Below are 25734 nucleotides of genomic sequence, written 5' to 3' on the forward strand. Positions count from 1 at the left end.
CAGGTTATTGAAGAGCTGAAAAGTATCGATTTTTTAGTCAGTATCAAAATTTACACAATACTGTGCTGTCCTGCAATGCTTCTTTTATCGGGTTAAAATGTATATCTTTTCGTAAGCTTATTCATTTATTTCAAAGGGTCCCACTGATTGTCAAAAGCCCAGTTTGCGGTAATTTGTTGTGCTGATGGCGCGTGTTCAGCTTCTATTAGATTGTTTTTTATCCAGGCATAATCTCCGCCTGAATGATGGCAATTGTAGTAATAAGAGCGGTTTCCCCATTGCACACCTTTCGAACTGGCTGCCTGGTAAATTGGCGCATCCGCCATTTCTTTAGCAAACAGGCAATCAATCAGATAAAACTGCGAATCGAGGTGATATCTTCCTAACTTAAATCCTTCATCTCCACGAAAAACACAATTTTTAAGCACTGTTTTTTCATTCTTATTTTTGGAGCCATCATGCCAGATTGCCGCTTCTTTATTATGACAGATAAAAGTACAGTTTTCGGCATAAGCCCAGCCGCGCGGACAGTAGAAATCTACGCCACCTTCCATCGTGCAGTTTTGGAAATAATACATGCCGGAAACACCATTCCACGGACTAACGGTATCGCCTCCATAAGCTCGCAAAACGCAATTAATCACTTTTAATCGCGTAGTTTGGGTTGACCGCAGCGCCATTTGATGGCCGTTTTTAGTTATTGTTTTTTGTGGAGATCCTTTTCCGTTCGGACAATCAAGCAACGTATCTCTTTGAAAATCCCTTCCGTAAGAATTAATAATGCTTAAGTTTTTTAACGTGATGTCGTTTCCGCTTAAATTAATCGTTGCCACGCCCCAATCGCCCGTATTATTGCACAACCACATATCCCTCGAAATTGCCTGCGTAATTATTGTATTGCTGCTGTTATCGCCTTGCAAAACAATATGGTTTTTGGTGATGGAAACCTTTTCCGCGTAAGTTCCTTTTCGAATTAAAATAACCCGGTCTGTTGCTGATGAATCAGGCAAACTATTAATTGCTGCCTGTATCGTTTTAAAATCTCCTTTTCCGTTTGCATCGACCACAATTTGTTTTTGTGCCGATGCTTCTTTTATCAGCATAAAATTAAGAATGATGAAAAAACATCGGTAAAAGAAGCATTTTCTCATCGTTACTTGGCTTTTGCAGGAACTTGTTTAATCAGCCAATTCACCAAATCCTGACAAGCTTCGTAATTCTGATAATCAGCCGGAATCTTGCGGCCATTAGTATATTCATTATAAAACCATGGATCGCCAACGGCAAAAACAGAACCTTTACCATATTTTGCTGTCGCGATAATTACATCCTTTCCATCAGTAAACTCTGCAACGGCAGGCGGTGTTACCTTTAAGGTAGAAATTTCTTTAATGTGGACTTTCTTGCCCGTTTTAAAAATCGGATCATTGGCCGGCATCTGGAAATCACCTGTGGTAAGATCGGTAGTTACTTTATTCCGGCTGTCTTCATTAAACCGGATTCCAAATTTTCCTGCCAAAATGTTCAGATGTTCCAGGTCGCAATTGCCAACATCGTTCGCCAATAAAACCAATACACCGCCAGCTTTTACCCATTCTGCTATCGCTGTTGCATCCTGCTGGTTTACATAATTCGGCTTATCCGTTTCCTTTTGGGTATCCGGATCAACAATAATGTAAATATCAGAGCCTTTTAAATTAGCTGTAGTTGGCGCAGCATATAATGTTGCTGTTTTTACGCCGCGATAATTAAAAGCACATTTAAAGAAATAAAAGCCGTTATTGTCCATTTCGTCCCATTTGTAATGGAAAGAAATTGTGCGGCCGGTTACATCTTTCATGTGTTCATTGTTGAAGTAAGAATCCAGCATGGCTGTTTGTCCTTTGCCTGCTTTCGGGATTTCCGCTAATTCCATTTCATTTGCAGCCTGCAGGAACGCGCCAACACCTTTTGGGTCGTTGGTTACCACTTTTTCTTTCGTGTAGTATTCAAAGCTGCCATCGCGGTACGGATTTCCGCCTAAACCTGCAACAGCAACCGTTCCTTTTAAATTGGTGTTGCCGCTGGCATCCGTTTCTATAAATTCCTTAACTGTTCCGTCGTACCCTTTTTTTGCAACCGCTTTGTATTTTTCGGGGAGATAACCCAAACGTGTTCCCTTAGCCAGCGTGTAAACAAACATGCTGGAAGCGGAGGATTCTAAATAATTGCCTTTTTCAGTTGCCTTGTCCAAAACCTGGTACCAAACGCCGGATTTCGGATCTTCATATTTTTGAACGGCAGCAGCAAAACGGTTTAAAATATCCAGCAAAGCTTTTCGCTGCGGATGATTTTCCGGCAGATACTCCAGCACATCTACCAAAGCCATTCCGTACCAGCCCATTGCCCTTCCCCAAAAATTGGGCGAAGTTCCCGTTGTTTTATTAGCCCATTTTTGCTGTTTTGATTCGTCCCAGCCATGGTAAAGCAAACCCGTTTTCGGATCGCGCGCATGCTTTTCCATCAGAATAAACTGCTTGGTAATATCATCAAAATCAGAAGGTTCATCAAAAACGGAAGCATATTCGGCATAAAAAGGTTCGCCCATGTACAAGCCATCAAGCCACATTTGGTTAGGGTAAACTTTTTTATGCCAGAAACCACCTTCAGTAGTACGCGGCTGGTTTTTTAATTGCCCGCGCAACTGACTTAATGCTTTGTAATATTTTTCTTGTCCGGTTACACGGTAAAGCAGCAATAAAGAACGACCTGTTTTAATATTGTCAATATTACTGTCCTCGGCTTTATAGCCCGTAATCTTACCTTCATTATCTACCAGCTTATCTATGCTTTTTTGGATATAGCGGTAATACTCTGCATCGGCAGTACGCTTCCAAACGCCAGCCATTCCTTCCAGCAAAACGCCCTGATCGTAAGACCATCTTGCAAATTTGGTTGAACTGGTATCCGGCCATACTTTCATGGCCGTTTTTGCTACTTTTTCTGATAGCGATTGCGCCCGAAGGCTATAAGCCGTACCAAGCAGAAATAACAGGACGATGCTTCTTTTAAGAGTGTTTTTTTTCATGGAAAAATTATTTCATAACCAGGGCCTTGCTATCGGCGCCGGCGCTAAATGCTGTTTTGGTTTTTGCTTTGGAAGCATCTGTATTGGTAACTTTTATGCCGCTGCTTTGTCCGTTTACATTAAAAAGCAGATCGGCATTGGAGTTATATTGAAGATTATCCAAAGAAATTAAACTTGAATTCTGAATATTTACAACCGGGTTAGTATCAGCCACAATTACCCTGACATTTTTAAAATTGATGTTTTTCGCTTCCTGCAAATCGATACCTTTTTTAGCTGTTAAAACCATATTGTCCATATAAATATCGCTGATTTTCATTTCCGGCAAACCACGGATAAAAACAGCTTTGGAAGCCCCATTACAAACAATATTGCTGATGTGAAAATCACGAAAGATCGGTGTTTCTTCGGTTACTGGCAATAATACCACTTTTGGTGCTTCGCGGTTTTCGCCAGCCAACGGAACGGGATCTTTTGCCATGTAATACATATCAAACAAAATAGCTTCGCCGCCAATATCTTTCATGGCGATGTCTTTTACAAATATTTTTTCTACAATTCCGCCGCGGCCACGGTTGGTTTTAAAACGAAGGCCAACGTCTGTTCCGATAAAAGAACAGTTGGAAACAAACAAATTACGTGCGCCGCCGCTCATTTCGCTGCCGATAACAAAACCACCATGTGCATGATAGACAATACAGTTTTTTACGATCATATTTTCGGTTGGCTTGCCCCTTTTGCGCCCATCGGCATCGCGCCCGGATTTAATGCAGATCCCATCATCGCCTACATCGAATGTACTTCCTTCAAGCAGTACATTTTTACAAGATTCTACATCTATCCCATCACCATTTTGTGCATACCACGGGTTTTTTGCATAAACGTTTCTAACGGTTAAATCTTCGCATAATAAAGGATGCAAGCACCAGGCAGGAGAATTTTGAAAGGTTACGCCTTCCAGCAAAACTCTTTTACAATTGGTAAGGACTAATAAATTCGGACGTAAAAAATCTTTAATATCTGCGTAATCTGCAGCAGTTTTACCCGGAAGCAAGACACCTGCGTTTTCTATTTTTGATCCTTTTAAAGATTGTTCGGATGGATACCAGGTTTTTTTATCATCACTTAACAAACCGCCTGAAGCTACTTTATTTTTCCATTGCGTTTCTGTCAGCTTATCTTTTTTAACCATTCGCCAGGCATCGCCGTTCCCATCAATAATTCCGGTTCCTGTTATGGCAATATTGGTAAGGTTAGTACCTGATATGGGTGACTGGTTTCTTACGGCCGGCCTTCCTTCCCAGTTTCCTTCAACTAATTTATATTGCTTAAAATCATCTGTAAACTGCAAAACTGCATCTCTGTTAATATGTAGGTTTACATTACTTTTCATTTCGACCGGACCGGTAATCCACATCCCGCCCGGAACTAAAACCACACCACCGCCTTTATTGCTGCAAGCAGTAATGGCATCATTAATACTTTTGGTATTTAGTGTAATGCCATCTGCTTTTGCACCATATTTTAAGATGTTGAAAGTATCGGTCTTAAAACTGGTTTTCTGTATTTGGGGGAGTTTATTCCAACTATAAGATTGTGAAAATACTTCTTTGGAGAAGCACATAAAAACTATCGATAAAAGAAGTATTGATCTTTTCATAAGGTATAACTAACAGATTAATTGCCCGCTCAGTAAATTCTGCATTACAACTATACAGCAATTACTAATACAAGCAATTATTGGTTTATCTAATTTTGATGGCTAAGGCAATTGTACACAGAATATTAATAAAACTGAACTTATTTTCTATAATATTTGCGCAAACGTTACCGGAGGGGCGGAATTAAGGCATTTGTATCTAATAAAGAAAAGCCAGGTTTAACAAAGAGATGATACAACCGTGTAAAGATTTATTGTAACTGCTTAGGTTGTATAAAAAAAAATATGGACAGGATAATTATCAGTTGCACATATCTTCGGGGATCTCGCGGGTAATTTTTTGAACTTTAGTAACAACCAGTGTGCTGTCGAACTCTGCACCTATGCCTTCCTGACCGGAAACTTTTTTAATGGCTTCCACTTCTACATAAACTGGTTCGTAAGGTTTTTCAAAGTTCATGTTTGAGTATTGCAGTTCCAGCTTTTTAGAACTATCGGTTACCCAATATTCGCGGCCCGTGCTGCAATCTTTAAAAGACTTTACTTCAAGCCCAAAACTGTATAAGCCTTTGTATATTTTATTTTCCGACTGGTTGTGCCTGTTACAGCTACAGCCACCTAACATCCCCAATATACTCCCGATGAAAATTATTCTTTTCATGCCGCTAAGTTACAGTTCCTGTTTAATTTCGTCGAGTTTTTGTACACTCAAACGGGCACTAATGCCTGATGCAATTACCGAAATGCTGATTACGGTAGTAAAAACCAGTAAAAAATCAGTTGGTTTTAAGGTTACCGGATATGCTTGTACCATCGTTGTTCCGCCCATCGTAATAAAACCAAATTTTTGCTGAAGCAGGGAAAACACCAAACCTACCAGCATACCAACCAAACAACCAATCAAAGAAATAAGCATTCCTTCGTAAAAGAAAACGTGATGGATCAGTTTTTTACCTGCACCCAAACTGGTTAAAATGGCAATGTCTTTTCGCTTGTCTATTACCAACATTGTTAACGAACCAATTATATTGAAAATTGCAATGATCAGCACAAAAGTCAGTATCAAAAATATCGCCCATTTTTCGGAATTCAGCAGTTTATATAAAGAAGTATTTTGCTGATAACGGTTTTTTATCACATAGTTTTTCCCCAGCTTGTTCTGCAGTTGCTGCTGCATTTGGTTAACATTTGCTTTATTAAGCAGGTTGAGTTCTATATAAGATATTTTCTTCGGCTCGTCGAGCAAATCACGCGTAAAACTGATAGGTGTAATCACCATATCATCAAAATCCTGCTGTACTGAAAAAACGCCCGACATGCCAATATAACGAACAACAAACTCATCCATCGGGTTAAAAGAACTGACAACATTATGCCGAGGCGAATAAATTTGCAAGAGTGCAGATTGATCTCTGATATTAATGCCCAAACTAATTTGTACTGACGCACCAATAACAGCCAGGTTTTGATTGTCTTCTTTTAAGGTGAAAGAACCTACCTGCAAGGTACTATCTAAGTTGGGGTTCTTTAAAAAATCATCACTTACGCCTTTTACCGTCCCAATAAACTGGCTTTTACCATAACGGAGCAGCACTTTTTCTTCCAGCACTTCGGTTACCGAAAGCATCCCCGGTAGTTTGCGTAAACTATCCAAGTGCAGCGTTGCCGGATCAAATGTTTTTCCTTTTGCCGGCAGTACTTTTAGTTCAGGCGTAAAGTTGTTATACAGCGAAACGATCAATGTTTCAAACCCGTTAAAAACCGAAAGAATAATAATTAGCGCTGCACTGCCCACCAGCACGCCCAGCATCGAAATGCCGGAAATAATATTGATGGCATTGGTAGATTTTTTAGAAAAAAGATAGCGCTTAGCTATAAAAGCAGATGTGTTCAATTTCTTCGGATGCTTCTTTTACAATACTTTTTTAAGCAATACTTCTTTTATGACACTTTTTTTTATAACGCTTAGGTTAAAAACGGATTGTACTCTTTTTCGTAACCAATTGTAGTTTCCGGGCCGTGGCCAGGATAAACAATAACCAGGTCTGGCAGCGTAAACAACTTTTCGCGGATGTTTTGAATTAGTTGCCCGGTATTTCCGCCTGGTAAATCCGTGCGGCCTATACTTTCCCTGAAAAGCACATCCCCGCCAATCAATATATGATCATTGGCCGAATAAAAACACAAATGTGCCGGCGAATGGCCCGGCGCAAATATCAGTTCCAGTTCTGTATCTCCAAACTTTATTGTTCCGCTTTCCGGTAAAAAAGTATCCGGCAATGGCGAAACATCATACCTGATGCCCATTTGCGGCGCATAACCCGGGACCGCAGCCAATAACGGCAGTTCGCCTTCGTGAAATTGCGGCTTCAATCCGTACTGCTCAAAAATAAATTTATTACCCAAAACATGGTCGATATGGCAATGTGTATTGAGCAGCAAAACAGGCTTTAACTGGTTTTTCTGTATAAATGCCACTACTTTATTTTGTTCTTCTGCTGAATACATTCCCGGATCAATCAGCACACATTCCAGCGTATCGTCAAAAAGCAGGTAAGTATTTTCGTAATAAGGGTTATTGGGAAATGACTTGATATGCAACATCTTAATTAAACATAGGTAAACAAAGCACGACAAATTTATAATGATAAGTAAAAACACGCCGCTTTGTTAGGCAACATTACTTGTTTTTAAAGTAAACCGTAAAACGTGTCCCTTTGTTTAATTCGCTTTTTACTTCAATTTTGCCTCCTAAGGCTGTAATCTGTGCCTGCACAATATACAAGCCTAAACCCTTACCTTCTGCTTTGTTGCTAAAGCGTTTGTACAAACCAAAAAGTTGTTGCCCGTATCTGTTTAAATCGATGCCAATGCCGTTATCTTCAAAAATTAAAACAGCATGGCCCTGCTCCTGATAAGTTTTTATGTTGATAACCAGCCTTCGTTCGTCGCTTCTGTATTTCAGTGCGTTAGATAAAAAGTTCAGTAAAATACTTTCTAAATAACTTTCTTTAAACAGGATTACTGGCGCTTCGGCAAAATCTTCTTCTATTTGCGCGTTTGCAGTTTCAATCAAGTAAGCAAGGGATGCTTTTGCTTTGCCCCAAACTTCGGCAATAACTAAAGGTTGGGCAATTTTATCGTCCTCACTTTTAATCATTAAAATATCAATGATATCATTTACCGTGATATTTAATTTATTGGTCGAGCTTTTTACGGCCTCAATCAGTTCCAGCGTATCTTCATCTTTAATTGCTTCGGTATCCAGCAAACTTAAAAGCCCGGTTAAATTAGCCAGCGGTGCGCGTAAATTGTGCGAGATAACGTAAGAAAACTGTTTCAGTTCATTGTTGCTTTCCTGCAATTCGCGGACGAAGTTTTCATTTTCTGCTTCCCGGCTTTTACGTGCGGAAACATCCCGGTAAACAGCTACAAAATGGGTGATGTTGCCTTGACCGTCTTCTACCGGACTAATGCTGTAATCTACCCAATAATCGCTTTTGTTATTTTTATAGTTGATTAAACGGGTTTCAAATGTTTCGGGTTGAAAATGATTAACGGCAGATGCTTCTTTTACCGGGTATTTTTTATGAAGCAATGCTGGCTTTTGTCCTACAATTTCCTGTGCAGCATAACCGGTTAAATGGTTAAAAGCGGCATTGCTGTAAACAATTTCTGAATTATAAAAATCTGTTGAACTGTTTTTGGTGATGATGATACCATCCGCACTGTTGTTAATGGCCGATTGCAATAAGAGCAACTGCTGCTGAACCTCGTCTGTGATGATGGGTTGCTGCTGCTCATTTTGTTTCGTTAAATCAACAATAACAGCAACCCGGCAAGTTTTGTTATTAAACTGAAACAGGCTGGTAAAAACCTCCACTGCCGTTACTTCCCCTCTTTTATTTACATGCTGCCACTTGCCGGCAAAGCTTTTGTTACTGGCTGCTTCTGTTTTTTGCTGTAAATCAAAAATGGTCATTGCAGCAAACTCAACCCAGGTGTAACCGTAGAAATGTTCGGCAGCTTCGTTTGTTAGCAGTAGTTTTTTATTGTCAACCTCGTAAACCAGCACCGGCAAAGGATTGCGGTTAAACAGGTTTTTATATTGTTGTCCGGCTGTAGCAACCTCCAGGTTTTTTATCCGCCGGGCTACTGCATGTGTAATGCTTTTATATAAAATACTACTGTTTAGGTTCTCTTTTGCAATTACATCCTGCGCGCCTGCAAGTATCGCTTCTGTAGCAAGTGTTTCATTCGGATGGTCTGTTAAAATAATAACTGCCGGATGATTTGCTTTCTTTAAAAGTTTGTTAAATAATTCTTTTTCGGATGTTTGTTCAAACTTCAGGCTGATAATTAATACATCAAACGCAACCGAAGAATTAATTTCTACAGCTTTTGTTAAAAACTGGGAATAAACAATAACCGGATTTTGGAAGAATTTATTAATATAGCTGTTCAGGAGCACAAAATTTGCTGCGTCTTCTTCAACAATCAAAATATTTAAGGTATGCCTGCCCATTGTGTAATTACCTTTTTAAAGCATTACAATTGATATATCAGACGCAGCACTAACCTGTCCGATTTGTCGAAAGCAATCTAATGTTGTGCTTAAGGCTTTTTTTATCATTAATTTTATCCAGAAATTGTTCCGACTTATTACATCCATTGCTAAAATCAGCCTGCTGTTATTATGTTAAGCTATTTATTTTCTAAACCTGTACGTAATAATTTTTATTATGGTTAGTGCAGAACTTACAAATATATATACAGCTTTGCATATAATTATATATTACTTTCAGTATAAGCTATATAATTAATAAACAATGTATTAGGAAATTAATTATTGTATGAAATAATACAGCCGGAGCATATATTATAATATTTAACCATCAATTATGAAATTTAAATTAGGCGACTTTGTGCGTTTTGTGGAAGAGAAAAGAGAAGGTTTTATCACCCGGATTATCGACGGGCAAACGATAGGTGTAACGGGTGAGGATGATTTTGAAATACCAGTTCTGGCTTCAAAAGTTACTTCTGTACATGGCCGCGAAGCAGCCGTAGCAGCAGCAAAAGAACAGGAAGAAATTGAAGAAGCAGCTAACCAGGAATTTATTTCTAAAGGGATTTACCTGGCTGCCGTTCCGGAGAAACAGGTAACTTCCGTGGTTCAGTTTTACCTGATCAACCAAACTTCTTATACTTTACTTGCTTCTTTTACCACCGAAAAAAGCCAGGAATTTAAAGGGGAATTTGCCGGGATACTTTTACCGCGAACAGCCGTAAAGGTTTTTTCGGCCGGCTTGCCCGATATTTCTATCTGGCCCAAATTCATCTTCCAAATTCTATATCACAGCAAACAAACAGTAGATTTTTTAGATCCGCTGATTTATACCGAAAGGTTTAAAGCCAAAGATTTTGCAGGATCAAAAACAGCGGTACACTTATTAAACCAGCAAGGCTGGCAGTTTCAATTAGATATTGGAGCAGTAAAAGTAGATGCACAAAAGCTGAAGGAAAGCTTTTTTAAATCGCCGGAAGAGAAAAAAATGGTAGAAAAACCAGCTAAAGAAATTGACCTGCATATCGAAAAACTTCGTGATGATTACCAATTTTTAAACAGCAACGAGATCTTGAAAACGCAGCTGGAGCGTTTTCAGAAAACACTTGACGGGGCAATCGTACATCAATTGCCTTCCATCGTTTTTATTCATGGCGTTGGTAACGGTATCCTCCGGCACGAAATCCATAAAGTGGTTAGCAAGCATCCGCAGGTAAAAACGTTTATGGACGCCCGCAAAGAAAAATTTGGCTATGGCGCTACAGAAGTTGTTTTAAAGTGATTTTATACCGGTAAAAACAGTATCGTTCAATTTTATGCCTTCGTTTACTTCAACTCCTATTTTTAAATGGCTGTATTTTTTTATCGGTGCCGCTGTTCTGCTTAATTTCAGCGGATTGTTTATTACCATTCTTGGTTTAGACGGGCCATTATATGCCTGTATTGCCAAAAGCATGGTGCAGCGGCACGATTATGTAAACCTGTTTTCGCAGGGGAAAGACTGGCTGGATAAACCGCATTTTCCATTCTGGGTTACGGCTTTATCATTTAACCTTTTTGGTTTTACAACCTGGGCTTACAAGCTTCCTGCTATTTTATTTGTTTTGATGGGAGGAGTTTACACTTATCTCTTCTGCAAAAACCTGTACAATAAAGAGGTTGCGTTGTGGTCGGTTTTGATTTTTTTAACTGCTGAACATCTCATCATTTCCAACAATGATGTTCGTGCCGAACCTTATTTAACGGGTTTAATTATCGCTTCGGTTTATCATTTCTATAAAACGGTTGCTAAAAACAGCATTGGACATTTAATTATCGCCTGCGTTTTTGCCGCTTGCGCCGTAATGACGAAAGGTATTTTTGCCCTGATCCCGATTTTTGGCGCTTTTGCCGGAGAATATATCCTCACCAAAAACTGGAAACAGCTTTTTAACTGGCGATGGCTGCTTGCTTTTATTTTGGTGATGCTGTTTTTAGCATCCGAAATTTACTGCTTGTACGAGCAGTTTGATCTGCACCCGGAGAAATTAGTTTTCGATCAGCATAACGTTTCCGGTATTAAATTCTTTTTCTGGGACAGCCAGTTTGGCCGCTTCTTTAATAACGGGCCGATAAAAGGGCACGGCGATCCGTTTTTCTTTTTTCATACCTTGCTTTGGGCGTTTATTCCCTGGTCGGTTTTGCTTTATATTGCGGTTGTTCAGTTCTTCCGAAATCAACACAAACAAAAACGTGAATGGTATTGCATCTGCGGAGCGCTGCTTACTTTCTTTGTTTTTTCGGCCTCCAAATTCCAACTGCCGCATTATATTACCATTGTGTTTCCGTTTTTTGCGATCATCACGGCGCAGTATTTAATTGGCATCAAAACAGCAAAAGGATTGCAGGCTATCCGCATTACACAAAGCGCGGTTTTAGCTTTGCTGATCCTGATCGTTCTGCTTCTCCAGTATTTTTACCGGGCAGAAAATTTTACGTTCTTTACCATTTTGCTGCTGCTCATTACCGCCGTCCTCCTCATTTTTGTATCGGTAAAAGAAGCATGGGGCAGTAAATATCAACTGTTATTTCAATCGGTTTTGGTTTCGATATTCATCAACCTTTACCTCAACCTCAATTTTTATCCTTCCCTTTTACATTATCAATCTGGCAGCGAAGCCGCATTTTATATCGATAAAAACAGCATGGGTAATTTGCCGGTAGCACAATTGCAGGAAGAAGAATATTCGCACGCCTTGGAATTTTACTTAAACCGGCCGCTTTATTTAATTAATGAAGACGGAAAAGGGAACCTTCCTTCAAAACCTTATTTGTTGTATGCTTCGAAAGAAAACATAAACCAAATAGTGGCAAAAGGCTGGAAAATCAGACCGGTGAAAACGTTTAATGATGAGTTGGTAACGCGTTTAACAGGAAAGTTTTTGAACCGGAAAACGCGGAAAGAACAACTGGGGCAGAAAGACCTGGTTTTGGTGGAAAAGGATGTTTTGGCAAAATAAAAGCGATAAACCTTCAATTATTTTTACAGCAGGAATTAATATATTTGTTAGATGGATGCGCTGATTGTTTACCCCGAGAACAAAGAACAATTAACTGCTTTAAAAGCAGTAATGAAGGCTATGAAAATATCTTTTGAGCAAAAAAGCGAAATTTATCCGGATCAGGTAATTGAAGGTGTAAAAAAATCCTTAAAACAAGCAGATGCAGGACAAATTTTGCCTTATACCGGAATTAAGAATTTGTTATGAGCCTGCAGGTTTTTTATACGCCTGAAGCAAAAGAAACCTTACAATCTGTTTATCATTTTATACATACTAAATTTGGCTTAAAAGCAGCAGAAAAGTTTGTATGGAAAGCCGAAAAGACAATTGATCTTATTGCTGTTCATCCGTTAATGTTTAAAAGCAGCACAATCGACAAGAATGTTAGAATTGGCTTGATCAGCAAGCAAACTTCTCTGTTTTACCGTATTAATGATACAGCTTTTGTTTTTTTGGGATAACCGCCAGGAACCGCTACAATAAAAAGCAATACCTTTAAAGGCTTTGTTTGAAATTCTTATTTTGATGAGGCTTAAAAGCTTACTAATTAGTAAGGGCAATATCCACCACTTGCCCAATAATAATCAGCGCCGGATACGTTAACTTCTGTGTTTCCGCCATTTCCGGTAAATCTTTTACCAAACCTTTTACAGATTTCTGCTTGGGTAAAGAAGCATGCTGGATAATTGCCGCCGGAACTGAACCTTTTCCTGCTTCTATATAAGTTGCTGCAATTTCCTGCAGCTTTTTCATGCCCATATAAATTACAACCGTTGCGTTGCTTTGCATGGCTAAACGCAGATCAGCAGAAAGCGAGCCGTCTTTTTTCGTTCCGGTTATCGCCCAAACGCTTTCGCTTAAATTGCGGTGCGTTAGAGGAATATCTTCAAACCCGGAAGCCTGCATACTCGTAATTCCCGGGATAAAATAGGTTTTAATACCATGTTCACGGGCAAATAAAATTTCTTCAAATCCTCGCCCAAAAATAAACGGGTCGCCGCCTTTTAAGCGAATGACTTGTCCTTTTGCAAGAGCATATTGTTTAATTAGTTCCAGGATCTTTTCCTGAGGCGTATATTCTCCGTAAGGTTGTTTGCCTACATAAACCAGCTCGCAATCTTTAGGCGCCAAATCCAGCAATTGCTTATTGGCCAGGTTATCGTACAAAATAACTTTGGCCTGCTGCAATAATTTGTAAGCTTTAACGGTGATCAATTCAGGATCACCCGGACCAGCGCCAACAACATATAATTCAGGTTCTTTAGTTTCTTCGCCCATGCTTCTTTTACCAGCATTTTTTATGCCTTAACCTTATCATTTACTTTTCATTGCCATATAGTCCAGCGTTAAATTGCACATCGCTTTTACACCTAAAGTAAATCCACTTTCATCAATATAAAAATCAGGCGTGTGGTGAGAAGGCGCTGTTAATGGGTTTCCGCCTTTGGGCATTCCTCCCAAAAAGAAAAATATACCCGGAACTTTCTCTTCGTAAAAAGAAAAATCTTCGGCGCCGGTAACAGCAGGGCGCAACAATACATTTTCTGCCCCGGCTGTTGCCTGTAAAGTTGGCAGCATTTTTTCTGTCAGAACCGGATCATTATAAGTAACCGGGTAATGGGTGCTGTATGGAATTTTTACTTCTGCCGTAGCGCCTGCCGCTGCTGCCGTATTTTGCACGATGGTTTTAATGCGTTCGATAAACATTTTTTCATCCGGAGCGCTTAAATTTCGGATGGTTCCCATCATTTCTACCTGTTCAGGGATAATGTTAGAACGGTTTCCGCCATTAATCGAACCAATGGTAACCACGCCGCCGTTTTCTGTTACGTTTAAATTACGGCTCACAATAGTTTGCAAAGCCATAATAATTTGTGCCGAAGTAACGACAGGATCAACAGACGACCACGGATAAGCGCCATGCGCCTGCCGCCCTTTTACCGTAATTTTAAAATCATTTACCGCCGCCATTGCGCCGCCCGGGCGATAAGCTATTTTGCCAACTTCTGTTTGCGAGTTGATGTGTAAGCCAAAAATGACATCTACTTTCGGGTTTTCCAGTACGCCTTCTTTTACCATTAATGCTGCACCGCCTTCTTCGCCAGCAGGTGCACCTTCTTCTGCCGGTTGAAAAATGAACTTTACCGTTCCATGCAGTTCGCTTTTCATGGAAGATAAAATTTTTGCCACACCCATTAATATCGCCACATGCGAATCGTGCCCGCAAGCTGCCATTACGCCAACTTCCTGTCCGTTATACATCGCTTTTACTTTAGATGCAAACGGTACATTTACGCGTTCTGTAACCGGCAAACCGTCCATATCGGCACGTAAAGCCACCACCGGGCCGGGTTTTCCTCCTTTTAATATCCCAACTACGCCCGTTTTGGCTACGCCGGTTTTTACTTCGATGCCTAATGATTTTAAGTAACTGGCTACAATTCCGGAAGTCCGCACTTCATGATTTCCCAATTCCGGATGTTCGTGAAAATCTCTCCGCCAGGCAATTACCTGTTTTTCTAAAGCGTCTGCCTGTTTGCCAACCTGGGCTTTATAAGAAGTTTGCGAAAAAGCCGGAAAGCAAATCAACGCAAACGGTAAAAAGTAAAGTTTTTTCATCAGGGTTTTTATTTGTAAGAAAGATAGTCAAATATGCTTATTGCACAAGCCTTAAATTTTTTTAGTATCAAAATTTGATGCTAAAAATATACCGGTAAAAACAGCATTACCCTTTTAATGCTTTATACCATTACCAATTATTAAACTTAATCTATGAAAAACCTGCCTAAAAAGAGTACGCTGCTAATTTGTGGGATGCTTACAACTTTATCTTTTTATGCTTACGCACGAGATAAAAATCATAAAGCACTTTATTTATTTTCTAACGAGGCTATCAAAATAAAACCAGACTCAGAAATTGTTGCAGACAATGCTAAACTGCAATTGATCGCCAAACAGTTTAAGTTTACAGAAGGGCCGGCAGTTGATAAAATGGGAAATGTTTTTTTTACCGATCAGCCCAACGACAAGATCTGGAAATACGACATTAACGGAAATCTTTCTGTTTTTATGGATAAAAGCGGTCGTTCTAACGGTTTGTATTTTGATAAAAAAGGAAATTTGATTGCCTGTGCTGATGAAAAAGATGAATTGTGGTCTATCTCGCCCGGAAAAAAAATCACGGTTTTGGTTGAAGGTTTTGAAGGCAAGAAATTAAACGGGCCAAACGATTTGTGGATAGATGCAAAAGGCGGAATTTACATTACTGACCCGTATTACCAGCGCGATTACTGGACACGAAAAAAACCTGATTTGGAAGGCCAAAAGGTGTATTATCTCCCGAAAGGAAAAAAAGATTTGGTAATGGTTGCCGATGACTTAAAAAAACCAAACGGCATTGTAGGAACGCCAGACGGAAAATATTTATTTGTGGCCGATATTGAAGGAAATAAAACTTATAAGTACGAAATTAAAGCAGACGGAACTTTAACTAACCGGCAGCTTTTTGCAGAAAAAGGTTCTGATGGAATGACGATGGATAACCAGGGAAACATTTACCTGACCGGAAATGGCGTTTTTGTTTTCAATTCTGAAGGGAAGCAAATTAAACATATCGGCATTCCGGAAAAGTGGACTGGCAATATTTGCTTCGGTGGAAAAAACAGAGACATATTATTTATTACTGCTTCCGAAGGAATTTATACGCTGAAAACGAAAGTAAAAGGTGTTGAATAATTTTATGCTAATACTGTTTTTATGCCGGTAAAAACAGTATCAGGAAAATAGCTTTTGCAAATCGATTTGCAAACCAGGCAAAGTATTTAAGGTGATGGTGCCGTTTTGATGCTCTTTTTGCTGTAAGATAAATTGTTTATCGTTTAAAACATAAACTTCTGCATTTTTGGATAAAGGGTCGATAATCAAATATTCCTTTACGCCGTAACGTTCGTAAAAATCTTTTTTATGTATTAAATCATAATAAGCGGTGGCAGGCGAAAGGGTTTCGATAACCAAATCAGGTGCACCATGGATACGATCGTAAAGTAATTCAACTTTGCTTTCGTTAGAGATGTAAATCAAATCAGGCTGAAAGGTATTTTTTTCATCCAGCACAACATCAACAGGATAAAACAAACAAAGTCCTCCTAAACCGTTTTTTTCTAAATGTTGAGAGATCAACATAAAAAGTTTCCCATTAACCAACTGATGATTAAGCGAAAAAATTGGCGGCATCACTTTTTCTCCATCAATCAATTGAAACTGCGGGCCTACTTCCAGCGAATGGTAATCTAATTCGGTATATTTCTTTTTCTCCGCAACTGGCATAATCAAGTTTATAAATTTTTAGATGGTAAAAGAAGCATCAGGAAAACAGCTTTTGCAGGTCAATTTGTAAACCAGGCAAGGTATTTAAGTTGATCGTATCATTTTGCTTTTGCTGTAGCTCAAATTTATTTTCTCTTAAAACATAAGCTTCAGCATAGAAATGTTTTGGATCAATAATCAAATATTCCTTTACGCCGTAACGTTCGTAAAAATTTTTCTTCTGCTGCAAATCATAATAAGCGGTAGAAGGAGAAAGAATTTCGACGATCAAATCAGGTGCGCCCATAATCCGGTCATGAAACAGCTCCTTTTTTCTTTCGCCTGAAATGTAGATTAAATCAGTTTGAAAAATGTTTTCTTCATCTAAAACTACATCCAACGGAGCATATAAACATAGTCCGTCAGCATTAATTTTTTCTGAAAAAGCGTCTATAATTTTAAAAATCCGTGCTGATAATAGCTGATGATAAGAACTTGGCGATGGCGACATAACTAAATCTCCGTTAATGAGTTGAAACGGCGCACCTTCTTCCAGCAGTTGGTAGTCTTTTTCGGTGTATTTCTTTTTCTCCGTGATGTGCATAATCAAATGTATACATTTTTAGGTGGTAAAAGAAGCATTAGAAATTATCCTTGTACAGCACGCAAATCAATGGTAAATACCAAAACAGAGTTTGCCGGAATAGTGCCGGCCGCCGAATTGCCATAACCTAAAGCCGAAGGAATTAGTAGCAAAATACGGCCTCCGGGTTGATCATAGGGAATACCAATTTTCCAGCCTTGAATCAAATTACCACCTAAAAGAGAAGTAAAATTCATGCTGCTATCAAATTGAGTTCCATCTAACAGTGTTCCAGTATATGCTACAGTTATAGTAGATTTAAGCGTTGGTGCAGTTCCACTTCCCGGGATTAAAATCTGATAATACAAGCCGGACGGATCTTTTACAGCTGTAATATTTTTAGCTTTAATATAAGCCTGAATTTTATCATCATCAATTTTAGCCTGTACAGCTGGATCAACAGTTGCGGTACTACTTTTTTTACAGGCAGAAAAAATAAGGGTAAAAAGAGCAAAGAATAATAAATATTTTTTCATGTGGAGATTTGCTTTGGTAACGCCTAAGCTGTTGTTTTGATCTTCAATTCATTCAATTGTTTTTCGTCGATGGTGGATGGCGAATCGATCATCACATCCCTTCCCGAATTATTTTTAGGGAAGGCAATGACATCGCGGATAGAATCCAGTCCGGCAAAAATGGAACACAAACGGTCAAAACCAAAGGCAATGCCGCCATGCGGGGGCGCGCCAAATTCAAAAGCATCCATTAAAAAGCCAAACTGTTTTTGGGCTTCTTCCTGAGAAAAACCTAAATGCTTAAACATTAAAGCCTGCAGGTTTTTATCGTGGATACGGATAGAACCGCCGCCAATTTCAGTTCCGTTAATAACCATATCATAAGCATTGGCCCGAACTTCTCCCGGATCGGTTTCCAGCAAAGCAATATCTTCCGGTTTTGGCGAAGTGAACGGATGGTGCATCGCATGGTAACGCTCGGTTTCTTCGTCCCATTCCAGCAACGGAAAATCCAAGACCCAAAGCGGCGAAAACGTATTTTTATCGCGCAAACCTAAACGGCTGCCCATTTCCAAACGCAATTCGTTCAGTTGCTTGCGCACTTTATCTTTTTTACCTGCTAAAAGAAGCATCAAGTCGCCGGGTTCTGCATCAAAAGCAGTCGCCCATTGTTTTAAATCTTCTTCATTATAAAATTTATCTACCGATGATTTTAAAGTTCCGTCGGTATTGTAACGCAGATAAATTAAACCAGTTGCACCAATTTGCGGACGTTTAATAAAATAAGTAAGTTCATCCAATTGCTTGCGAGTGTAAGAAGCACAGTTTTTTGCGTTGATACCAACTACCAGTTCTGCTTGATGAAAAACCGGGAAATTTTTGCCTTTTACCAGATCTGTCAGTTCTGCAAACTGCATCCCAAAACGCGTATCGGGTTTATCAGAACCGTACAAACGCATGGCATCAGCATAAGTCATGCGTGGCACTTCAACCAGATCAATTCCTTTTACGTTTTTGAAAAGTGTACGCACCATTCCTTCAAAAACATTCAGAATATCTTCTTGCGTGATGAAGGACATTTCGCAATCAATCTGTGTAAATTCCGGCTGACGGTCAGCACGCAGATCCTCATCGCGGAAACATTTTACGATCTGGAAATAACGGTCAAACCCGGAAACCATCAGCAATTGCTTAAAGGTTTGCGGCGATTGCGGCAAAGCGTAAAATTCGCCGGCGTTCATGCGGCTTGGCACCACAAAATCACGCGCGCCTTCAGGCGTTGATTTGATTAAAACCGGTGTTTCTACTTCAATAAAATCCAGTCCGTCTAAATATTTACGTACTTCCTGCGCCATTTTGTGGCGAAGAACCAAGTTGTTACGGATTGGATTTCTACGCAGATCCAAATAACGGTACTTGGCACGCAGCTCTTCGCCGCCGTCGGTTTCATCCTCAATTAAAAAAGGCGGTACTTTGGATTGATTTAAAATTTCCAGCGCAGTTACGGCAATTTCAATTTCTCCTGTTGGTATTTTCGGGTTTTTGTTGGAGCGCTCAATTACTTTTCCGGAAACTTTAATCACAAATTCGCGGCCTAAATCACGCGCCTGGTTTCGTACGGCAGCATCGGTTTCATCATTAAAAACCAGTTGTGTAATGCCGTAACGGTCTCGTACATCAATAAAAGTAGTTCCGCCTAAATCGCGCGATTTTTGCACCCAGCCGCAAAGTGTAACTTCTTTGCCTAAATCGTTCCGTGTTAATTCGCCGCAAGTATTTGTTCTGAGCATGTTATGCTAATTATTTGAATTTGCAAAAGTAGGGTTTTGAGGTGAAAGGCGGAAAGGTGAAGGGAAGAAAGGTTTGAACGTGAAGCGATGCCAATTTTTAGGTGGTAAAAGAAGTATGAATGATTTTATAATAGGGGATTAAAGGAGTGAAATTTTAATATCTGGGAATTATCGTAATATCTGTATAGGTTACTTAAGAGGCATATACATCAGTACCTGGTTTTTCTATAAAGGGAAGTTTAAATTACAATTTTAACTTTTCTGGATTTCTTCTGCTGTCCCAGATGGTAATAATTTCTAAAAACTGATCTGTAATACGATAGAAAATGGAGTAATCGCGTACGATCTTTATTCTTACGTTTGGAAAATCAGTAGGTTTTCCAAGCGCTGGAATTTGAGCTAACAATTCAATATTTTCTCTAAACAAAGAATCAAGTTTTATGCTATAAGAATTCGATTGATTTCTTTTAATCCAATAATCTAAAATCTCCAGCCTGTCCTGATTAGCGCGAACCGACCATTTTATCTGTTTAGCCATTGATCGGCTTGCCTATTAGCTTCCTCATTCGATATAAACATCCCTTTATTAAGCTGTGCTATACCTTCATTTACAGCTTCTGCCTCCTCTTTACTTAGATCATAGACTTCATGTGCTTTAGACTCTAAATCAATTATACGCAAAAGCTGATTCAAAAGCTCTTCGTTATTAATGCTGTCGATTTTTGCTATCAGTTTTTCCTTTAATTCAATATCAATCATAGCTATTGCTTTTACCAAATATAAGAATTTGAAATCAAAGCTTCCAAATCCAAAACCAAACCCTATCTTTGCCCAAATTCTCAAGGGGTGCCTTGCTTGGTAATAGTTTACAATCTGCAGATTGTTGCTACCAACTGAAAAACAGGCTGAGATCAAACCCAGGAAGAAGAGTTGTAAGTTATAAGTTTTAAGTTGTACGTGCGCTAAACGTATAACTTATAACGTACCACTTCAAACTCCAATCCGCACCTGATCCGGGTAATGCCGGCGTAGGGAGAGGTAAAAAGTTAAGTGTACTGCACGTTCGCCCTGGCGGGCAGATGGTTTAACTACAGTTTATTTTAAAACATTTTGAAAAAATTATTACTGGCTTTTACAGCCCTGCTGCTTCCTTTTCTGGCTGCGGCGCAGTTTTCCCTGTCGGGGAAAATTACCGATGTTCAAACCGGCGAAACTTTGCCAAACGCAAGTATCAGCATTGAAAAAACAGCGTTAAAAACAGTATCGGATGCCAGCGGAAATTTCCGTTTCCACAATTTAAAAGCCGGAACCTACCATGTTATCGTTAGCTATATCGGTTATCAGCAATTACAGCAATCGGTAGTAATCAACACAGGTCAATCTCTAAATTTTGCCCTTAAAAGAAGCACGGTACAAGCAGACGAAGTGTTTGTACGCGCTACCCGGACCGGACAAAATTCGGGTTTTACTTATACCAACCTCAGTAAAAAAGAACTGGCCAAAAATAACTTAGGCCAGGATTTGCCTTATTTGCTCAACCAAACGCCTTCTGCCGTAATTACTTCGGATGCTGGTGCTGGCGTTGGTTATACTGGTATCCGAATTCGTGGTTCTGATGCTACGCGGATAAATGTTACGCTGAACGGCATTCCGCTAAACGATGCCGAAAGTCAGGGAAGTTTTTTTGTAGATATTCCTGATCTGGCTTCTTCTGTGGATAACATCCAGATCCAGCGCGGCGTAGGCACTTCCACCAACGGCGCAGGTGCTTTTGGTGCCAGCATTAACGTTCAAACAACAACACGGCAGGATACTGCTTATGCACAATTGGATAATTCTGTTGGCTCTTACGGAACGGTAAAAAACACGATCAGTTTAGGTTCTGGTTTGATTGCTAACCATTTTACGTTTGACGGCCGTTTGTCGCGCATTCATTCTGATGGTTATATTGATCGTGCTTCTTCTGACCTCAAATCCTACTTCCTTACAGGCGCTTATTATGGTAAAAATACGTCCATCCGCTTAAACGTTTTCTCCGGATCAGAAAAAACTTACCAGGCCTGGGACGGCGTTCCGGAAGATAAACTGTTAGCAGGAGATCGAACTTACAATGAATTAGGCTTGATGCCGAACGGCGATTTCTATAAAAATCAAACTGATAATTATATCCAGAACCATTACCAGCTGCTTTTCAACCAAAAAATTTCTGATAAACTTTCTTTTAACGGCGCCTTGCATTATACGCAGGGAAGCGGCTATTACGAAGAATATAAGATTGCCCAGCCTTTTGCAAAATATGGTTTAACGCCGATAATTAAGGGCGTGGATACCACAGATCTGGTTAGAAGGCTTTGGCTGACTAATTATTTCTACGGCGTTACTTACAACCTCAATTACCAGGCACAAAAAAACCTGAATTTTACTTTGGGCGGCGCTTACAATCAATACCGAGGGCAGCACTACAACCGCATTGAATGGACGCAGCAAAGCACCAATATTACGCCGGATTACGAATACTCGCGCAACAATGCTTTTAAAACCGATTTCAATATTTTTGGCAAGATGGATTACCGGCTGGGCAACTTAAACTTGTATGCCGATGTGCAGTACCGCCGCGTTTATTATTCGTTTTTAGGATATGATTATAACTTAAATAATGTGCAGCAATCGGCAACACTCAACTTTTTCAATCCTAAACTTGGTTTAAGTTACCAGATCGATCCTGCAAATAATGTTTATGCTTCTTTTGCGGTAGGAAATCATGAACCGAACCGGGATGATTACACGCAATCTACTCCTTCCAGCCGGCCAAAAGCAGAAACTTTATACGATTTTGAAGCCGGATACAGAACTAAACAAGGTGTTTTTACAGGTGGAATTAACGGTTTCTACATGCTGTATCATAACCAGCTGGTGCTTACCGGAAGTTTGAACGATGTTGGCGCAGCTATTAGAAGTAACGTAAAAGACAGCTATCGTGCAGGATTGGAACTGGATGGGCGAATACAAATTGCACAACCACTTTATTGGTCGCTTACTGCTGCTTTAAGTGCTAATAAAGTGAAAAACTTCCAGCAGTATTTAGAAAATTATGATACTGGACAAACGGTATTGAACCAGCAGTTCCAAAAAACCGATATTGCTTATTCGCCGGATTTTGTAAGTTCCAGCGAAATTGGTTACAGCCCGATCAAAGGCGGAGAAATTGCGCTCATCAGTAAATATGTAAGCAAGCAATATTTGGATAATACTTCCAGTAATGACCGAAAATTGGATGCTTTTTTTGTAAATAATATCCGGTTACGCTACAATTTCAGCACCAAAGCAGTTAAAAATATTGGCATTTCTTTCCTCATCAACAATATTTTCAGCGAATTGTACGAGCCAAACGGTGCAACTTATCCGGATATTGAAGGTGGAAAAGTAGTGAATTACAACTATTACTATCCGCAGGCAACCCGAAATTTTCTGGCTGCATTAAGTCTAAGATTTTAGGCCGATAAAAGAAGCATCACAAAATGGACATGCAATACTGGCTGCAGCTTTTATCCCAACAAATCCTGGAAACCGGCTGGCTGCAATGGCTGGCCGTGGTTTTTGGCGTTGCCGAAGTTTTATTGGCCAAACGCAATAATGTTTTACTTTATCCGGCCGGATTGATTGGCACCATGCTTTCCATCGTTCTGTTGCTGGAAGCGCAGTTATATGCCGAAACCTTACTAAACGTGTATTATATTGCCATGAGCGTTTATGGCTGGTGGTTTTGGATGAAAAAACGCAATCAGCCCACCGTTCCCATTACTTATAGTAACAGGCGAGAATGGATCATTACTGCTTTAATTACTTTCGTTGGCGGGTTGGTTTTATACCTGGTCTTAAAAAAGTTTACACCTTCCACCGTTCCCGTTTGGGATGCTTTTGTTTCGGCTTCTGCCTGGGCTGGAACGTGGCTATTAACTCGACGAAAAATTGAAAACTGGATCGTTCTAAATGTTTCTAACCTGTTTGCCGTACCGCTTTTGTTTTACAAACAACTACCGCTGTTTGCCTTGCTTACCATTTTCCTGTTTGTAGTGGCCATTTTTGGTTATTTTGACTGGAAGAGGATCTATCGGCAGCAATCTAAAGCTAATTCATCCCCCTAACCCCCTTCAAAGGGGGAAGCCAGACACCTACCTTTCTGCCGTTTAAATTTGCAGTCAGAACGGTATAAGCCCTGGCCCTTTTCCCCCTTTGAAGGGGGTTAGGGGGATGATTTTATTAATTTATAACTTCATGAACATTTCCCATCCTTCTACACTTCTCCAACCTGAATGGATCGAAATTATCCGATCCGGCGCAGCAAAAGCCGAAGAAACCGGTTTGCTTCAACCCAAACAATTAGAACTGATCTACCAGCAGCAATGGTTTAAATTGTTAGTGCCACAAGTTTATTCGGGAACAGAAAAACCTCTGCCGGAAATGGTGCGGCTGGAAGAAAGCCTGGCCTGGGCCGAGGGCAGCGTGGGCTGGGTAATTACTTTATGCAGCGGCGCAGGTTGGTTCGGAGGTTTTATGTCGGTAAAAACAGCATCGGCAATTTTTAAAGGCGAAAATGTTTGCCTGGCCGGAAGCGGCGCTTTTAACGGAACAGCTACCAAAACCAACGATGGCTTTATCATCAGCGGAAAATGGAAATACGCCAGTGGCGCGCAGCATGCCACGCACTTCACCGCAAATTGCCTGATAAAAGAAGCACGGGAAACGGTTTTAAATGAAAACGGAGATCCGCTGATCTTATCTTTTATTATTAATGCCAAAGATGTTACACTGATACCTGCCTGGAAATACATGGGCATGATGGGAACCGGAAGCGATGCTTTTGAAGTGAAAGATTTGTTTGTTCCGGCAGCTCGCAGCTTTAAAATTGACCCGGATTCTGCAGTGATTGAACGGCCTTTGTACCGTTATCCGTTCCTGCAATTAGCAGAAGCTACCCTTGCGGCAAATCTTTCGGGCATGGCTATTCGTTTTATGGATTTGGCAGAAGTGATTTTTCAGGAAAAAATCGGGCAAAATAAGCTTTCATCAACCCAAAAATCAGTTTTAAGAAACACATTTAAAACGCTTGAAGCTGCATTTAACCAGATTCGGCAGGCGTTTTATCAGGCAGTTGATCAATCCTGGGTGCTTCTTTTATCTGATGAAAAAAGTATGGTAAAAGAAGCATTGCAGGAAGTTAGTAAAACCAGTCGCCAATTAGCTAAAACTGCAAGGGAAACTGTTGACGAATTGTATCCTTACTGCGGTTTATTGGCTGCCAGTCCGGATACAGAAATTAACCGCGTTTGGCGCGATCTGCATACGGCAAGTCAGCATAGTTTGCTTACTTTTTCAGCCTAAAGAAACCTGCTCTTCTAACAACTCAAGGGTTCCTTTGCATCTATAAAAAAACAAAAATCACATTTTATTAGTCCTAACAAGCAGCAACTATTATGTAAACAGGAGCGAATGCAAAATTGGATAAAGTGTTATGCTGATATGGACTGAAGTTATCATCCGTTTAACCTTAGCTGCTTTTTTCGGGGCAGTTATTGGATTAGAAAGAGAAAGAAAAAATTGGACGGCTGGTATGCGTACACACATGATGGTTTGTGTAGGTTCTACATTAATCATGATGGTTTCCGCTTTTGGCTTCTCAGATGTTTTAGGAACGGCACATGTTGTTCTTGATCCGGCGAGAATTGCAGCACAGGTAATCAGCGGGATCGGCTTTATCGGGGCAGGAACTATCCTGTTTTCAAAACAAGGGACAATCCGTGGCTTAACCACGGCTTCCGGTTTGTGGACCGTTGCTGCAATTGGCCTGGCAACTGGCGGCGGAATGTATTTTGCAGCCGCAACAACCACTGCTATAGCTATTATAATTCTTTGGTTATTGCAACCGCTTGAAAACAGGATAGCCAAGCGGTTCAGGCAAAAAACTTTAAGGATAATAACCAAATCCAACGCAAACCCGGCAGAAATGCTGCAAGAATTAACTCAAAATAAATCCTTTAAATTATTAAGTTTTTCTTTGGATAAAGGTGATGATGAATTTATTATTCAACTAAAATTTGAAAATATTGACTTTCTTAAAGTTACAGAAGTAATTAGCAGCTTGCAGGCAAACCCAACGATAAAAGAAGTTTTTTGGAGTAATTAACCCTAAAACTGCCTTTAAAACT

The 25734-nt window shown here is 39.9% G+C and carries 24 protein-coding genes; 9 read left to right on the forward strand and 15 right to left on the reverse strand.

All coding sequences use genetic code 11. The annotated features are described in order from the left end of the window. Positions 1-125: 125 nt before the first annotated feature. The 7 genes from GO621_RS00820 to GO621_RS00850 all read right to left on the reverse strand — a co-directional run bounded on the left by GO621_RS00820 (position 126) and on the right by GO621_RS00850 (position 9252). Complete coding sequence (locus GO621_RS00820; protein ID WP_157563030.1) at positions 126-1103, reverse strand: pectinesterase family protein; 978 nt, start codon at positions 1101-1103, stop codon at positions 126-128. Positions 1104-1153: 50 nt separating this feature from the next. After that, a complete protein-coding gene (locus GO621_RS00825; RefSeq protein WP_157563033.1) occupies positions 1154-3067 on the reverse strand; it encodes a glycoside hydrolase family 88 protein in 1914 nt (637 codons plus the stop codon). 7 nt (positions 3068-3074) lie between these two features. After that, positions 3075-4727 (reverse strand): glycoside hydrolase family 28 protein, encoded by a 1653-nt coding sequence (locus tag GO621_RS00830; RefSeq protein WP_157563035.1) that lies wholly within the window; start codon positions 4725-4727, stop codon positions 3075-3077. Positions 4728-5028: 301 nt separating this feature from the next. Continuing rightward, positions 5029-5388, reverse strand: coding sequence for a hypothetical protein (locus GO621_RS00835; protein WP_157563038.1), 360 nt, complete (start codon positions 5386-5388; stop codon positions 5029-5031). 9 nt (positions 5389-5397) lie between these two features. Beyond that, a complete protein-coding gene (locus tag GO621_RS00840) occupies positions 5398-6621 on the reverse strand; it encodes an FtsX-like permease family protein (protein ID WP_157563041.1) in 1224 nt (407 codons plus the stop codon). Between the two features lie 71 nt (positions 6622-6692). After that, positions 6693-7331, reverse strand: coding sequence for an MBL fold metallo-hydrolase (locus GO621_RS00845; protein WP_157563044.1), 639 nt, complete (start codon positions 7329-7331; stop codon positions 6693-6695). Positions 7332-7407: 76 nt separating this feature from the next. After that, on the reverse strand, positions 7408-9252 hold the full coding sequence (locus GO621_RS00850; protein WP_157563047.1) for an ATP-binding response regulator: 1845 nt from the start codon (positions 9250-9252) through the stop codon (positions 7408-7410). Between the two features lie 376 nt (positions 9253-9628). Between GO621_RS00850 and GO621_RS00855 the strand changes: the two genes are divergently transcribed. Genes GO621_RS00855 through GO621_RS00870 form a run of 4 tightly spaced genes read left to right on the forward strand, consistent with a single transcriptional unit; the run spans position 9629 to position 12796 of the window. Then, a complete protein-coding gene (locus tag GO621_RS00855) occupies positions 9629-10576 on the forward strand; it encodes a Smr/MutS family protein (RefSeq protein ID WP_157563049.1) in 948 nt (315 codons plus the stop codon). A 34-nt stretch (positions 10577-10610) separates the two neighbouring features. After that, the gene (locus GO621_RS00860; RefSeq protein WP_157563053.1) at positions 10611-12293 is read left to right on the forward strand and encodes an ArnT family glycosyltransferase; all 1683 of its coding nucleotides are present in this window, start codon (positions 10611-10613) and stop codon (positions 12291-12293) included. A 51-nt stretch (positions 12294-12344) separates the two neighbouring features. Continuing rightward, positions 12345-12542 (forward strand): DUF2683 family protein, encoded by a 198-nt coding sequence (locus tag GO621_RS00865; protein WP_157563056.1) that lies wholly within the window; start codon positions 12345-12347, stop codon positions 12540-12542. Beyond that, entirely contained in the window at positions 12539-12796 is a 258-nt protein-coding gene (locus GO621_RS00870; protein WP_157563059.1) for a type II toxin-antitoxin system RelE/ParE family toxin, read from the forward strand. Before GO621_RS00865 ends, GO621_RS00870 begins: the two co-directional genes overlap by 4 nt. Positions 12797-12878: 82 nt before the next feature. Here GO621_RS00870 and cobA read toward each other — a convergent pair whose 3' ends face one another. Then, complete coding sequence (gene cobA / locus GO621_RS00875) at positions 12879-13613, reverse strand: uroporphyrinogen-III C-methyltransferase (RefSeq protein ID WP_157563077.1); 735 nt, start codon at positions 13611-13613, stop codon at positions 12879-12881. A 36-nt stretch (positions 13614-13649) separates the two neighbouring features. Then, on the reverse strand, positions 13650-14954 hold the full coding sequence (locus GO621_RS00880; RefSeq protein WP_157563080.1) for an amidohydrolase: 1305 nt from the start codon (positions 14952-14954) through the stop codon (positions 13650-13652). Positions 14955-15107: 153 nt separating this feature from the next. Here GO621_RS00880 and GO621_RS00885 point away from each other — a divergent pair, with 153 nt between their 5' ends. Then, the gene (locus tag GO621_RS00885) at positions 15108-16070 is read left to right on the forward strand and encodes an SMP-30/gluconolactonase/LRE family protein (protein ID WP_232335557.1); all 963 of its coding nucleotides are present in this window, start codon (positions 15108-15110) and stop codon (positions 16068-16070) included. A 39-nt stretch (positions 16071-16109) separates the two neighbouring features. Here GO621_RS00885 and GO621_RS00890 read toward each other — a convergent pair whose 3' ends face one another. The 6 genes from GO621_RS00890 to GO621_RS00915 all read right to left on the reverse strand — a co-directional run bounded on the left by GO621_RS00890 (position 16110) and on the right by GO621_RS00915 (position 20371). Next, positions 16110-16661, reverse strand: a complete 552-nt coding sequence (locus tag GO621_RS00890) for a Uma2 family endonuclease (RefSeq protein ID WP_157563083.1) — start codon at positions 16659-16661, stop codon at positions 16110-16112. A 37-nt stretch (positions 16662-16698) separates the two neighbouring features. Beyond that, a complete protein-coding gene (locus GO621_RS00895) occupies positions 16699-17244 on the reverse strand; it encodes a Uma2 family endonuclease (protein ID WP_157563086.1) in 546 nt (181 codons plus the stop codon). 44 nt (positions 17245-17288) lie between these two features. Beyond that, positions 17289-17759, reverse strand: coding sequence for an FKBP-type peptidyl-prolyl cis-trans isomerase (locus tag GO621_RS00900; RefSeq protein ID WP_157563088.1), 471 nt, complete (start codon positions 17757-17759; stop codon positions 17289-17291). A gap of 23 nt (positions 17760-17782) precedes the next feature. Continuing rightward, positions 17783-19528 carry an aspartate--tRNA ligase gene (gene aspS / locus GO621_RS00905; RefSeq protein WP_157563091.1) on the reverse strand — a complete coding sequence of 582 codons (1746 nt, stop codon included), beginning with the start codon at positions 19526-19528 and terminating at the stop codon, positions 17783-17785. A 244-nt stretch (positions 19529-19772) separates the two neighbouring features. Beyond that, positions 19773-20066: a type II toxin-antitoxin system RelE/ParE family toxin gene (locus GO621_RS00910; RefSeq protein ID WP_157563094.1), complete on the reverse strand. Its 294-nt coding sequence runs from the start codon at positions 20064-20066 to the stop codon at positions 19773-19775. Beyond that, positions 20051-20371: a hypothetical protein gene (locus tag GO621_RS00915; protein ID WP_157563097.1), complete on the reverse strand. Its 321-nt coding sequence runs from the start codon at positions 20369-20371 to the stop codon at positions 20051-20053. The genes GO621_RS00910 and GO621_RS00915 overlap by 16 nt, the downstream gene beginning before the upstream one ends. Before the next feature lie 267 nt (positions 20372-20638). On the opposite strand from GO621_RS00915, the gene GO621_RS00920 reads away from it, so the two are divergent. From GO621_RS00920 to GO621_RS00935, 4 genes are all read left to right on the forward strand, one after another. Then, positions 20639-23023 (forward strand): TonB-dependent receptor, encoded by a 2385-nt coding sequence (locus GO621_RS00920; protein WP_232335558.1) that lies wholly within the window; start codon positions 20639-20641, stop codon positions 23021-23023. Positions 23024-23052: 29 nt separating this feature from the next. Further along, complete coding sequence (gene pnuC / locus GO621_RS00925) at positions 23053-23673, forward strand: nicotinamide riboside transporter PnuC (protein ID WP_317163361.1); 621 nt, start codon at positions 23053-23055, stop codon at positions 23671-23673. A 130-nt stretch (positions 23674-23803) separates the two neighbouring features. Next, positions 23804-24910 (forward strand): acyl-CoA dehydrogenase family protein, encoded by a 1107-nt coding sequence (locus GO621_RS00930; RefSeq protein ID WP_157563103.1) that lies wholly within the window; start codon positions 23804-23806, stop codon positions 24908-24910. Between the two features lie 130 nt (positions 24911-25040). After that, positions 25041-25712 carry an MgtC/SapB family protein gene (locus GO621_RS00935; protein WP_157563106.1) on the forward strand — a complete coding sequence of 224 codons (672 nt, stop codon included), beginning with the start codon at positions 25041-25043 and terminating at the stop codon, positions 25710-25712. Positions 25713-25734: the final 22 nt, after the last annotated feature.

This window comes from Mucilaginibacter arboris (assembly GCF_009754915.1).
Classification (GTDB): domain Bacteria; phylum Bacteroidota; class Bacteroidia; order Sphingobacteriales; family Sphingobacteriaceae; genus Mucilaginibacter_A; species Mucilaginibacter_A arboris.